This is a genomic window from Cyclobacterium jeungdonense (genome assembly GCF_010994275.1).
Lineage (GTDB): Bacteria > Bacteroidota > Bacteroidia > Cytophagales > Cyclobacteriaceae > Cyclobacterium > Cyclobacterium jeungdonense.
In genome coordinates this window covers 147,219-159,342 of record NZ_WMCD01000010.1, presented here as the reverse complement: position 1 = coordinate 159,342, position 12,124 = coordinate 147,219, and the positions used below count along the sequence as shown (strand labels likewise).

At 44.8% G+C, this 12,124-nt stretch carries 15 protein-coding genes; 11 read left to right on the top strand and 4 right to left on the bottom strand.

Features of this window, described 5'->3' with window-relative positions; genetic code table 11:
* Positions 1-5: 5 nt before the first annotated feature.
* Positions 6-1,136: a DUF8744 domain-containing protein gene (locus GKS34_RS18535; RefSeq protein ID WP_205602101.1), complete on the top strand. Its 1,131-nt coding sequence runs from the start codon at positions 6-8 to the stop codon at positions 1,134-1,136.
* A gap of 36 nt (positions 1,137-1,172) precedes the next feature.
* On the opposite strand, the gene GKS34_RS18530 is transcribed toward GKS34_RS18535, so the two are convergent.
* On the bottom strand, positions 1,173-1,409 hold the full coding sequence (locus tag GKS34_RS18530; protein ID WP_163386474.1) for a hypothetical protein: 237 nt from the start codon (positions 1,407-1,409) through the stop codon (positions 1,173-1,175).
* A 198-nt stretch (positions 1,410-1,607) separates the two neighbouring features.
* Between GKS34_RS18530 and GKS34_RS18525 the strand changes: the two genes are divergently transcribed.
* The 5 genes from GKS34_RS18525 to GKS34_RS18500 all read left to right on the top strand — a co-directional run bounded on the left by GKS34_RS18525 (position 1,608) and on the right by GKS34_RS18500 (position 4,037).
* Positions 1,608-1,880 (top strand): hypothetical protein, encoded by a 273-nt coding sequence (locus GKS34_RS18525; protein WP_163386473.1) that lies wholly within the window; start codon positions 1,608-1,610, stop codon positions 1,878-1,880.
* A complete protein-coding gene (locus tag GKS34_RS18520; protein WP_163386472.1) occupies positions 1,877-2,020 on the top strand; it encodes a hypothetical protein in 144 nt (47 codons plus the stop codon). Before GKS34_RS18525 ends, GKS34_RS18520 begins: the two co-directional genes overlap by 4 nt.
* Positions 2,021-2,061: 41 nt before the next feature.
* Positions 2,062-2,499: a TonB-dependent receptor domain-containing protein gene (locus GKS34_RS18515; RefSeq protein WP_163386471.1), complete on the top strand. Its 438-nt coding sequence runs from the start codon at positions 2,062-2,064 to the stop codon at positions 2,497-2,499.
* Between the two features lie 670 nt (positions 2,500-3,169).
* Positions 3,170-3,613 (top strand): RrF2 family transcriptional regulator, encoded by a 444-nt coding sequence (locus GKS34_RS18505; RefSeq protein ID WP_163386469.1) that lies wholly within the window; start codon positions 3,170-3,172, stop codon positions 3,611-3,613.
* 28 nt (positions 3,614-3,641) lie between these two features.
* Entirely contained in the window at positions 3,642-4,037 is a 396-nt protein-coding gene (locus tag GKS34_RS18500; RefSeq protein WP_163386468.1) for a group III truncated hemoglobin, read from the top strand.
* Between the two features lie 2 nt (positions 4,038-4,039).
* Here the strand turns inward: GKS34_RS18500 and GKS34_RS18495 are convergent, their stop codons facing one another.
* From GKS34_RS18495 to nirK, 3 genes are read right to left on the bottom strand one after another with little or no spacing between them, the layout of a single operon-like run.
* On the bottom strand, positions 4,040-4,645 hold the full coding sequence (locus tag GKS34_RS18495; RefSeq protein WP_163386467.1) for an SCO family protein: 606 nt from the start codon (positions 4,643-4,645) through the stop codon (positions 4,040-4,042).
* 28 nt (positions 4,646-4,673) lie between these two features.
* Complete coding sequence (locus GKS34_RS18490; RefSeq protein WP_163386466.1) at positions 4,674-5,447, bottom strand: formylglycine-generating enzyme family protein; 774 nt, start codon at positions 5,445-5,447, stop codon at positions 4,674-4,676.
* Positions 5,444-6,919, bottom strand: a complete 1,476-nt coding sequence (nirK, locus tag GKS34_RS18485) for a copper-containing nitrite reductase (RefSeq protein ID WP_163386465.1) — start codon at positions 6,917-6,919, stop codon at positions 5,444-5,446. The genes GKS34_RS18490 and nirK overlap by 4 nt, the downstream gene beginning before the upstream one ends.
* A 273-nt stretch (positions 6,920-7,192) precedes the next feature.
* On the opposite strand from nirK, the gene GKS34_RS18480 reads away from it, so the two are divergent.
* Genes GKS34_RS18480 through GKS34_RS18460 form a run of 5 tightly spaced genes read left to right on the top strand, consistent with a single transcriptional unit; the run spans position 7,193 to position 12,117 of the window.
* A complete protein-coding gene (locus tag GKS34_RS18480) occupies positions 7,193-8,425 on the top strand; it encodes a hypothetical protein (protein WP_163386464.1) in 1,233 nt (410 codons plus the stop codon).
* Between the two features lie 55 nt (positions 8,426-8,480).
* Entirely contained in the window at positions 8,481-8,984 is a 504-nt protein-coding gene (locus GKS34_RS18475) for a c-type cytochrome (protein ID WP_163386463.1), read from the top strand.
* Between the two features lie 25 nt (positions 8,985-9,009).
* Positions 9,010-11,028, top strand: coding sequence for a Sec-dependent nitrous-oxide reductase (nosZ, locus tag GKS34_RS18470; protein WP_163386462.1), 2,019 nt, complete (start codon positions 9,010-9,012; stop codon positions 11,026-11,028).
* Positions 11,029-11,086: 58 nt separating this feature from the next.
* Positions 11,087-11,683, top strand: a complete 597-nt coding sequence (locus tag GKS34_RS18465; RefSeq protein ID WP_205602100.1) for a hypothetical protein — start codon at positions 11,087-11,089, stop codon at positions 11,681-11,683.
* Positions 11,680-12,117: a nitrous oxide reductase accessory protein NosL gene (locus GKS34_RS18460; protein WP_163386461.1), complete on the top strand. Its 438-nt coding sequence runs from the start codon at positions 11,680-11,682 to the stop codon at positions 12,115-12,117. Before GKS34_RS18465 ends, GKS34_RS18460 begins: the two co-directional genes overlap by 4 nt.
* Positions 12,118-12,124 lie beyond the last annotated feature (7 nt).

Genomic DNA, 12,124 nt, shown 5'->3' with positions numbered 1-12,124 from the left:
CTAAGATGAAAAAAATAGCACCTGCATTCGTATTGCCGCTTGTAATAGGCGGCCTTATTACCGGACTTTTAGGAGGATGGCTGAGACTTGGTTTTGAAGGTTTTGCAGCTCAAATGCCAGCGGCGCACCACGGAGTATTGATGATAGGTGGGTTTTTGGGAACGCTTATTTCGCTGGAGCGGAGTGTGGTCATGAAAAATGCTGTTTGGTTAATGGTCCCTGTACTGAGTGGTTTGTCCATTCCCTTATTTTTGGGCGGACTGCACGGTGTGGGGGCTGTTTTTTTATTAATCTCCAGTTTGGGTCTGGTAGGTATGATGTACTTCCAAACGCTAAAAACCCCCCATATACACGCCTATTTGATAGCCTTTGGAGCGGCCTGTTGGATGTTGGGGAACTTCGTCTACCTCTACACCGGATTTGTAGCGCTGTCTGCAGGCTGGTGGATGGCATTTCTGTTTTTCACCATCGTCGGTGAAAGGCTCGAGCTTAGCCGTTATTTACCTATTCCTGCGTCCATTTACCGACTATTCTATCTGATACTCGCCTGCTATGGGCTGGGATTATTGCTTCCTTTTCATCAGTGGGGCAGGATGGTTTTGGGAATTTCAGGCATCGGAGCAGGTCTCTGGTTGTTGCATTATGACATGGCCCGGTTTGGAGTAAAAAAATCCGGGCAGTTTCGTTACATTGGCATAGGCCTTTTGGTGGGCTTTGCCTGGCTGGTATTTCACGGTCTGGTGTTAGTGTTTTTGGCAAATCATCCCTTCCATTACGACCTGTATTTGCACACCTTTTTTCTCGGGTTTGCCTTTTCCATGATTTGGGCGCATGCGCCGATAATTTTTCCGGCAGTGTTTAAGGTTCGGGTAGACTTGTTTCATCCCCTTTTGTGGTGGGGATGGGTTGTATTTCAGCTCAGTTTGGTAGGCAGAATCACGTCAGCCTGGGCAGGTTGGTCCGACTGGAGGTATCTTTTTGGCACCATAAATGGTTTTTCTATTCTTGCCATTTTTTTAAGCATGGGTTTCATTTTTTATTTCAGATGGCAAATGAAAGAACCCAAAAAGGGGACTACTTTGGTCCATGGTGCGAAAAATTTGAGTTCGGAAAAGAAAATGGTAACCTGCAAATGAATTCATTTTTTACCGTTGCTTGCAGATAATATGGCCTCACGAATCCTTACGTCTGGTATCCCATTTTTGCTGGCAGGCTTTATGATCGTGCAGGTCAATGCTTTTTCCATAATACATTAGATTTTTTTGGAATAGAGATACGATCGCCGCATTATTTTGTGTCAATTTGGACAAGTCGGAAATGAACTGCAAGGGTTCCTGTGAACTGGATAAAAGTTTGGAAAAAGCAGCGGATACGGAACAGCGGCAAACCACAGGTTTTCCTGAAATCATAAGTTTGGTGTTTGTTTTTTCTACCGTTTTTCGTTGAAAATCCCATTCAGTTCGTTAGTTGTAATTCGGTGACAAATGCTACGTTTTTGAAAAAAACCTGATCCTTACTTTAGCAACACTGACTGGCTCAATCGTTCCTGACCAACGAGCCCATTTATCAAAAGTTTCCCTTCCGGGAAATCCAAAATTTCATTTAAAATGAAACGTATATCTTTCAATTTTATCTTAGCCCTATTTTTGATGGCTCCGTTTGCAGTTTCTTTCGCACAGGAAAACAAGCCGATCCGTTTTTATGATGAGGATGACGCCTCACCGATTGTGGGGATGCACTATTGGTACGGAACCCAGCAGGGGAGCAGTGACACTACCGGTAGGGTTTTCCTTTCTTTTCAAAAAGGGGCGTCCCTTCGTCTTGACCATATACGTTACGGGACTTGGTACCTTACCAATACTGAATTTGATCGGCTTTGAGAGGAGGGAAGTGCTACCTGGAATCCGGAGTGGATGGGCTTCAGTCGGCTACTGCTGCCTGCCCCAACCGGATGGATCCACCCACTTCACTAATTGCACTGGGTCGAATGCAAAAGAACATTTTTGATGGGCCCAAATGAAGGTAAAACCCTGTTGGACAATGGATGGTAAGAGGGTGTAATTGAAAAAAGGGGGGGGTTGGAGCCTTTCCCTGCCAATAAATCAGGGAGTGCTAAGTGTGTCCGGAAGGTTGGATATGAATCAGGCCAGAGCCCTAAATCCTACCGAGGCGTTTAGACAGCAGGTTGAATCAATTTCATCCCTGCAAGCCAATCCCGGGATATCCATGGGCTGGCAAACCGACTTGAACGAGGCATGGCAACTGGGCTTATGGATGGCAAGGGTTAGCCGGAGCGGGAGTCTTACCGAACGGTACATTCATTGTTTTCCAGTGGGCCTGGATCCCTATGAATTGCTGGGAAATCCGCAGCTGAAACCAGAAACGAATAATCAACTGGATGTGAGCCTGCAGTACCGGCCCGAACATTTTTCGTTTTCTCTACGCTTGTTTGCAGCCTACCTGACAGACTATATTACCGGTAAAAAAAAAGAGAACTAGCGCCTCGATTGCCCCAAAGTCCCGGAGTAAGGCAATTTGTGAATGTGAACGAGGTACTTAAAACGGGATTTGAATGGACCTTCGAGCATCGCCTGGGTCCGAATTGGTCGCAATTGGTGATGGCGGCCTATACGTGTGGGTAGGACCTTAGCCATCAGGAACCGCTTCCTGAAATTTCTCCTCTGGATGTCCGGTATTCCTTGCAAGACAGCCATTTTGACGGCAAACTCACTTCTTTAATAAGATGGCGCCTGGCTTCGGCGCCAAAAAAGAGTTTCCGAACGCTTTGCGGAACCTTCCAGCCCTGGTTTTAATTTGCTTGACATGGAAGGAAGTTATCGGTTGTCGCCTTTACTGACAGTAAAGTCTGCTGTTCATAATTTGCTAAATCAATTCTACTATGAGCACCTAAACCGTCCTATTGGCAATCAAGGCGTTCTGCTGTTTGCGCCTGGTAGAAATTTCCGGATGATGCTGAGTGTGGATTTTTGAAAAAAGGATAATTAAGTATTTTATTAAATCAGGAATCTGATTATCTTTGTTGTTGTTATTTACCTTCCCCAACACAGGTAGTCGCTCAAAATCGGAGAACTCGTATGTAAAAACCACTAAAAAGTTTCGGATCAGTTACGGGAAGATAAATTTTGGAAAAAAAATAACTAGTAAATAAATGTTTTCGAAAGCTTGTGAATACGGGATAAGGGCAGTGATCTATATCTGGTCCCAAAATAAGAGGGGGATCAAATTGGGGGTAAAGGATATTTGCAAAGAAATAGATGCTCCGGAATATTTTACGGCTAAAATTTTGCAATCCCTGGCGAAACAAAACCTGGTTAGTTCTACTAAAGGACCTAACGGTGGGTTTTACATTAATGAGGACCAGGAAAACATGCGCTTATTGGACCTGGTAGTTGCCATTGATGGGGATAAGTTGTTTAACGGTTGCGGATTGGGATTGAAACACTGTTCTGAAAATCACCCCTGCCCCATCCATGATGAGTACAAGGCCATTCGGGAGGGACTCACCCGGCTTTTGTCTGAAAAATCATTGAAGGAGGTGGCCAGCCAGGTGGCTTCCGGAAAGGCCACGCTGAGCCGTGTGCTGAATCCCTGATGTTGTATAAAAAATAATTTTAGTGTTGATGATGGTGAAGAAGGAAATTGAAACGATTGAGGAGATCCGGGAATTAGTGGACACTTTTTACGATAAGGTAAGAAGGGACCCGTTATTAGGGCCGGTTTTTGAAAAACGGATTGGAGATAGCTGGGATGTCCATTTAGCAAAAATGTACCGGTTTTGGCAAACAGTTTTGCTTCAGGAACACACGTATCATGGAAGTCCCTTTACACCCCATGCGACCATGCCAATTGGAGAGGAGCATTTCCAGCGATGGCTGGTGTTATTTAAAAAAACACTGGAAGAAAACTTCCGAGGACAAAAGGCGGAAGAGGCCCAGTGGAGGGCTGAAAAAATGGCCGAAATGTTTCAGCTGAAAATCGCCTATTACCAAGATAACCACATTCATCCTATTGGATAAAATTATTCTGAGACCCTCAGAATATTCTCAATGATTTCCTCATTTTGCAAACCTAGGCCTTCTTTTTGATACTGGAGCACACCTTCCGTATCGAACACGCTGATGATATTCGAATGGGAGAAATCAATGGGGTCTATTTTTTTGTATTTCATGGAAAGTACATTGGCAAATTCCCGTACACCGGATTCGGTTCCCTGTAAAAAAAGCCATTGCTCCCCATCCATTCCATTGTCAGCAGCAAATTGATTTAATTTTTCAGGATGGTCATTTCTGGGGTCAATGCTGACCAGGATGTATCGGGGTTGAAGTTTTACATGGGGAGCAGCCTTGGCTTCAATCTGCCGCATGTCGGCGACCAATCTTGGGCAGGCCGTTTTACAGGCGGTGTAAATCATAACCACCACCAAAGGCTGTCCTTTCAGGTCCTGGAATGAAATTTTTTCACCGTGATGGGTATTCCAATCGGAAGGAAGGTGGTAGATAGACATGTCATGCATTCCCTCTTGTTGGTCCGATATAGCTGTCGTGCTGGTGTCCGATTGGCCACAGCTGAAAAGCAGGCAGGCAAATCCGAATAATTGGATAGCAATTTTCATTGTATGTTGCATTAGTGTTTTCGTTTTTTATCTCTTCTTATCAATTACTGTCTGGAGATAAATCGCTGGCACAGCGAAATCCCAGATTAGTCAGGGAGTAGCGAGCTTTCAGGCTGGACCGCATGGCATAGCGCATAAAGGCTGCATAATTCATCAGGTCATTGGCTCCCAGGGCACCACTTGCACAAAAAAGCCCCAAGTCTGTGTTGCCGTTATTTCGGGATTCCCCGGTGAGAATGATGCTATTAAAGTCCTGTGTCCATTCCCAAACCAATCCATGTAGGTCATGAATTCCCCAGGCATTTTGCTCTTGAAGACCTACCTCCATAAGGTAGGTTTTGGGTTTCTCATAACTGGAAAGGATGGAAAGGGTAAAAAGACTGTCCTCACGGGCATCTTTTTGAGTTGCGCTGGCCATGGCGACGTATTCCCATTCATCCACAGTAGGCAGACGCTTACCCTGGCAATCGCAATAGGCTTTTGCCGCAAACCAGGAAACCTGCACTACGGGACTGTTTTTCAGGGTTTCCGGAATTTCTAGATCGTTCTCCCACAACTGCAGGTACCGTTCATCGGCAAAAAGTCGTTTTACACCTGATTTTCGCCATTCGGGATATTCTTTGACAAAATTCAGGAAATCCGCATGTGTGACGGGTTCCGCATCAATATAAAAACCGTTCACTCCTACCAGCTCCGCGCTGCTACCATAAAGGGGGGCGTAAGCTCCCCCTTCTATGGATACCATATCCTCGTATTGTGCATGCAGGCCCATCGCCTGCATGCTGAACAAGACCAAAAGAGCTAACGCTTTCATTTTCTTCTGGATTTTACCATTTCCGGACTGATTACGGTTCCGATATTTCCCCAGCTATGATACACATAGGTCAGGACGTTTGCCACTTCCTCATTGGTAAGCTGCTGCGCTGGCATGATACTGTTGTAATTTTTTCCGTTGACGGTGATTTCGCCGGAAAGTCCGTTAAGAAGGACATCAATTGCTCGTTCCGGATCGGCATTGAGATAGTCGGCATCTGCCAAGGGAGGAAAGGCATTAGGAACGCCTTGGCCATCCGTTTGGTGACACGCAAAGCAGGCTTGCATGTACAGTTTTTTGCCGGCAGCAATCTGTTCCTCCTGGCTCAGATCTTTAGGTGCAGTTAATTCCATTTCCGATTGAGGCATGGTTTGGATCACGCTTCCTTCCGGCTGGTATATACCTTCCATGATTTCTCCCGCAAATACGGCTGGGTTTTCTTCTCCACTCACAGCCAAAATGCCTAACGCTCCTTTATTGAACGCACGGAAAATGCTGTGGTCTACCAATACAAGGTTGGAAGGAACGTCCGCGACAAATTCCAGAATGGCGGATCCTCCGGCAGGTACCAAAGTGGTTTGCACATTGGTATTGGTCTGGCTTCCGCCCTCCACGTATACCTTGTCGAAAATCTCTCCGATCACGTGAAAGGAGGAAGCCAGATTGGGTCCGCCATTGCCAAAAAATATCCGGATGCTTTCGCCCACTTTTGCAGTAATCGCATTGTCTCCCGATAACCCGTTAACACTGCCATTGAACACCACGTAATCTGGGTTTTCGTCTATCGCCTTCTGCATGCTGAAAGGTTGTAATCCGGTTTGCCCGTATTTGCCTTCGGTATAAAAATCTCCTTGCATGACATAAAATTCCTTGTCAACAGGCGGTAATCCTCCCGCTGGTTCTACCAAAATCAGACCATACATGCCATTGGCAACGTGCATACCCACAGGAGCAGTTGCACAGTGGTACACATACAATCCAGGATTGATTACTTTGAAGGAAAAGGTTTTTTCCTGTCCTGGAGCAACGAATGAGGCTTCTGCACCACCTCCTTGTCCGGTCACAGCATGCAGATCTATGTTGTGAGGCAGCTTATTGTCGGGGTGGTTTTTTATTTTGAATTCTACCAGATCACCAACCCGGGTGCGGATAAATGAACCAGGTACCGAACCGCCAAACGTCCAATACATATAGGTAACGCCGTCGGCCATTTCAGCCTCCTTTTCGATGATCTCCATCTCCATGTACAGTTTTTTAGCGGGCCGGTTTCCCACCGGAGGCGGTACCAATGGAGGCGCAGTTAAAATGGCTTCCTCTTCTCCAAATAGTTTCATTTGAGAATTGGTAGTTACACTCTCTGGGCGATAGGTTTTTTCGGAGGCTTCACTACCACAGCCTTCCAGTCCAAATATCAAAAAAAGGATAAAAGGATAAAAAACTCTTAAATTTACTTTCTCTCTTACTTTTTCCATGACGAATTGTGCTTAATCGTGTTCTAGATCCGGGGTGATGACAAGATTCCGGCTATTATGAAAGCAAAGGTAACAGCGAAATGGAATTTAATTCTGTGGAAAAATTAGCTTCAGACATGATATTCATCATAATTTGTTAAATAGGACAAAGTTATCTGAAAATTATATGTAATTTTGTTTTTCAATCGTATTTAGACAATTGGTATTGTTAACTACGAAATATTCAGAGAGCTATGTGGTGATGGAATTATTTTTCCATTTAATGACAAATCAATGAGGAAATCCTGGGTTTTGGTCGTTTTACTTAATTTTTTGATTGCTTCCGTTTTGGGTCTATTGCTTCGTGCTGCATTTGTCTGGGAAATCAGTTGGATGGATTATCGGTACATGCTTCATGGCCATTCGCATGTAGCTTTGTTGGGCTGGCTCTACCTGGGATTCTTTTTGTTAATCCACGGGCAGTTGATTCCGCAAGAAAAATCCCGGAAGACCATTTACTCCATTCTTTTTTGGATCACACAAGTTGCTGTTTTGGGTATGGCGGTGGCTTTCCCACTTCAAGGATATGCTGGATTTTCTATTTTCTTTGCCACGCTGCATATTTTTAGTAGTTATCTGATGGTTTTTCAGGTTTGGAGAGATCATGATCGGTCCAATCCCCAGGTAACGCTGTTGTTAAAGACGGCCTTGGTTTTTCTGGTGTTGTCTACCCTGGGGGTTTGGACACTGGCCGCGATCATGGCAACTGGGGGAAAGGCCGGCTTGCTGTATCAGGTGGCCATTCAATTTTACCTTCATTTTCAATTCAACGGATGGTTGCTTTTTATTTTACTGGCTTTGTTGGTAAAGAATTTATCGAAGGAATTATCCGCTAATTACTTTCAATTGCTTTTTCGCATGTTACTCTTCAGCCAGATTTTTACCTTTTCCCTGGTTATATTTTGGGCTTATCAGTCGTTTTGGGCCTATCTGGTCCATGGCATTGGGGCTGTGCTACAGTTTTTAGTGGGCGCAGCGATTATCTATTATTTTAAAAATGCTGGTAGCTCCTTGTCCAGTCAAAAAAGCAGTTGGCCTTTTGCAAAATTAGCTATAATAGTCGTTGGAATTCGGGTTTTGTTTGAGTTACTGTTGGTTTTTCCTGATTTGGCAGAGATGGCAATTGTATTGCGGCCCATTATTGTAGGATTTATCCATCTAAACATGCTGGGCTTGTTTTCAGCCTACCTGCTGTTTGTCATGTATCCGGGCGAGCAGGAAGAAAAAAGTACCACCTGGTTACCAGGCAGCATATTGTTCTTTTATCTGGGTTTTGTAGGTTCTGAATTGTACCTGTTTGTACAAGGCATTTTTTACTGGCTGGAGTGGGGAAGGCTCAGTTGGTTTTACGAGGGTCTTTTCATTACTTCCTGCTTTTTATCTATTGGAATAATTATATATATAATTGAATATAATAAAATAAACTATTTTGAAATAAAAAAAAGTATTTGTATGCACCATAAGTAATAATTTATTCTTAATATAATAGAAATAGGTTAAATCAAATTAAATCCAACTTACTATGAAACATTTCAAAAAATTAATTTACGGGGTTCCCTTACTACTGGTTTTTTCCTGTGGAGGGGGGGAGACCTCCCAAAATCAAGGTGAGGAAGCCTCTTCTCAAACCACTGAAAATGAGGAACCCGAGACCATTAAAATGGGCAAAGGGGTAGGCGAATTTACGGAGGTGGAAGTTTCGGATCCGCTTAACGATGAATGGATAGAACGTGGACAAGCCATTTACGATTTGAAATGTTCGGCTTGTCATAAGCTCACTGATCAGCGTGTGGTAGGTCCCGGGTTTCAGGGGGTAACCAATCGTAGGAAACCAGAGTGGATCATGAACATGATCACCAACGTGGATGCCATGCTGGCACAGGATCCAACCGCCCAAAAGCTGCTGGAAGAATGCATGACAAGGATGCCGAACCAAAATATCAAACCAGATGATGCCAGGAAAATCCTGGAATTTTTCCGTCACAACGATATGGAAAAGGCCGGTCAAAAAGATCAGGCGATTTAAAATTAACCCTTAAAAATAAGTTATTATGAAATTCAGATCTTTAAGAATGTGCCTACCTGTCGTGCTGCTTCTGATGCTGCATGCCTGCGGAGGTACCGATACGAATCAAATGATGGAAGGGGATGCCGCCCAACAGGCGTATGTGGCTCCCGGCGAGTACGATGAGTATTATGCTTTCATGTCCGGAGGATACAGCGGACAGATCACGGCTTATGGCCTGCCATCAGGAAGGCTTTTGAAAGAAATACCGGTATTTTCCCAATATCCCGAAAATGGATACGGGTATAGTGAAGAAACCAAGCCCATGTTCAACACATCCTATGGTTTCGTTCCCTGGGATGATTCACACCACATCGAACTTTCACAGACGGAAGGAGAATTCGACGGCCGGTGGCTCTTTGTGAATGGCAATAATACCCCAAGAATAGCACGAATTGATTTAAAGACATTTGAAACGGTCGAAATCCTGGAAATTCCTGATGTGGCCGGCTTGCATTGCGCACCGTTTATTACTGAAAACTCCGAGTATCTGGTTTCTGGTACCCGCTTTAGCGTGCCGATTCCGCAGAAGGATGTGCCGATCGATACCTACAAAGAAAATTTTAAGGGATTGATCAATTACGTGACCGTAGACCCGGAACACGGACACATGGATCTGGCCTTCCAAATAGAAATGCCAGGGTTTAACTATGACCTGGCCCGAAATGGGAAAGCCATCTCCCACGGATGGAGCTTTTTGACCACTTACAATTCGGAGCAGGAACATTCGCTGCTGGAGGTGAATGCTTCTCAAAAAGACAAAGATCTGATGGCGGTGGTTAACTGGAAAAAGGCTGAGGAATACCTGGAACAGGGAAAATTTACGGAGCGGGAAACTTCCTATTTCCATAACCTGATGGATGAGGGATCGGGGATCGTGAATTCCACGGAAAGAAGCACCACCCGAATACTGGACCCAAAAGAATGTCCGGATATGGTTTACTTTATCCCGGTGCCCAAATCCCCTCATGGCTGCGATGTAGACCCTACAGGTGAATACATTGTAGGCAACGGAAAGTTATCGGCTGATATGTCCGTCTATTCATTCAGTAAAATAATGCAAGCCATCGAGGAAGAGAATTTCGACGGGGAGTTTGATGGAATTCCCATTATCAATTACGAGGCGGCACTTCATGGAATTGTTGAAAAACCAGGTTTAGGACCTTTGCATACCGAATTTGATGGTCGAGGCAATGCGTATACTACCTTCTTTATTTCTTCTGAGGTAGTAAAATGGGATGTGGAAAGCAAAGAGATTTTAGATCGTCAACCCACCTTCTACTCTCCCGGACACCTGGTAATTCCCGGAGGAGAAACCAGAAATCCGGATGGCAAATACCTGGTAGCCATGAATAAAATCACAAAGGACAGGTATTTACCTACCGGACCCGAATTGGCTCACTCAGCGCAATTATTTGATATCAGCGGAGATAAAATGAAGTTGATCCTGGATTTTCCTACCAAGGCCGAACCGCATTACGCGCAAGCTATTGCAGCAGACAAAATCCAGCCCAACTCGGTCAAATTCTTTGATATAGAAAGTAATACCCATCCCCATGCCACTATGGGCGAGAGCAGGTCGAGGGTAGAAAGAAATGGGAATGAAGTGCATGTGTACATGACGGCTATCCGAAGTCATTTGGCTCCGGACAATATTGAAGGCATAAAGTTGGGCGATCGGGTTTATTTTCACCTGACCAATTTGGAACAGGACTGGGATGTCCCTCATGGGTTGGCCATACAAGGGGCTACCAATGCGGAGATTCTGGTCATGCCCGGACAAACGCGCACCCTGCTGTGGGAACCCAAACGGCAGGGGGTATTTGCTTTCTATTGCACAGACTTCTGTTCTGCCTTGCACCAGGAAATGTCCGGATACGTTCGGGTGTCTCCCGAAGGATCGGATGTACCGCTGAAATGGGGCCTTAACGAGGAATTGCACAACGATGAAGAAGCTGCCCTTGATTTTCAGGAAAATGCGCGGAAATTAGCTCATAACCGGTAAAACCCATCTAAAGCTACCGGAATCTCCGGTAGCTTTTTCTTTCTATTAATTCCTTATTATGGCGCTATCACCAAATTCATCCACCTCCAGGTGGTTTCAGCTTGCTGCGGTTATTGCTTTAGCAGGAGTGTTCTTGTTCCCTCTGTGGCAAATCACCCTGGAAGCAGCTCAGTTTCCGGGAGGCCTGCAAATGCATATCTGGATCAACAAGGTTTCGGGCAGCGACAAGCATATTGTGAAGAATATCAATATCCTGAACCACTACATTGGCATGCAGGCCATCCATCCTGAATCCATACCCGAACTAAAGTATTTTCCCTTTGTAGCTTATGGCATGATGGCACTGGGACTTCTTGGAATTTGGATAAACAAGGTCTGGTATTATGGATTTTGGTTTTTGCTTCTGGCAACGTTAGGTGCCCTGGGTATTTATGATTTTTACCTCTGGCTCTATGATTATGGCCACAACCTGGATCCCAAGGCACCCATTAAGGTGCCGGGCATGAGCTACATGCCACCCTTGCTTGGAGAAAAAGACCTTCTCAATTTTTATGTCAAATCCTATCCCCATTTTGGCGGCGGGGCTTTAGGTTTGGCCGTAGTTCTTGGTTTTGCTTCTTTCTGGGCGAAATGGAAATTCAATAAAATGCAATGAATAGATTTCTTCAAAGCTATTTTCTACTAGGACTTGTCCTGCTGATTCAATCCTGCAGCGTGTCACCCGAACCCATCAAATTTGGAGAAGATCACTGTGCGCATTGCAAAATGAAAATCATGGACCCGAGGTTTGGAGGTGAACTGGTCACCACCAAAGGCAGGATCTATAAGTTCGATGCAGTAGAATGCCTCGTTCCCTATCTGCAAGAGCACGCGTCTATGGAGTTTGGCTACACGTTGGCTATTGCTTATGATGAACCAAAGAAGTTGGTTGACGTCCGTGAATTGCACTTTGAAACAGACTCCTCTTATCGGAGTCCGATGGGAGGGAACCTCGCTGCCTTTCGCCAATCTCAAAATGCCATAGGAAATGAGTTGATAACCTGGGAAGAGCTGAAAGAAAAAAAGTTTTACGCACCCACGAATCCCTAAGTTGCCT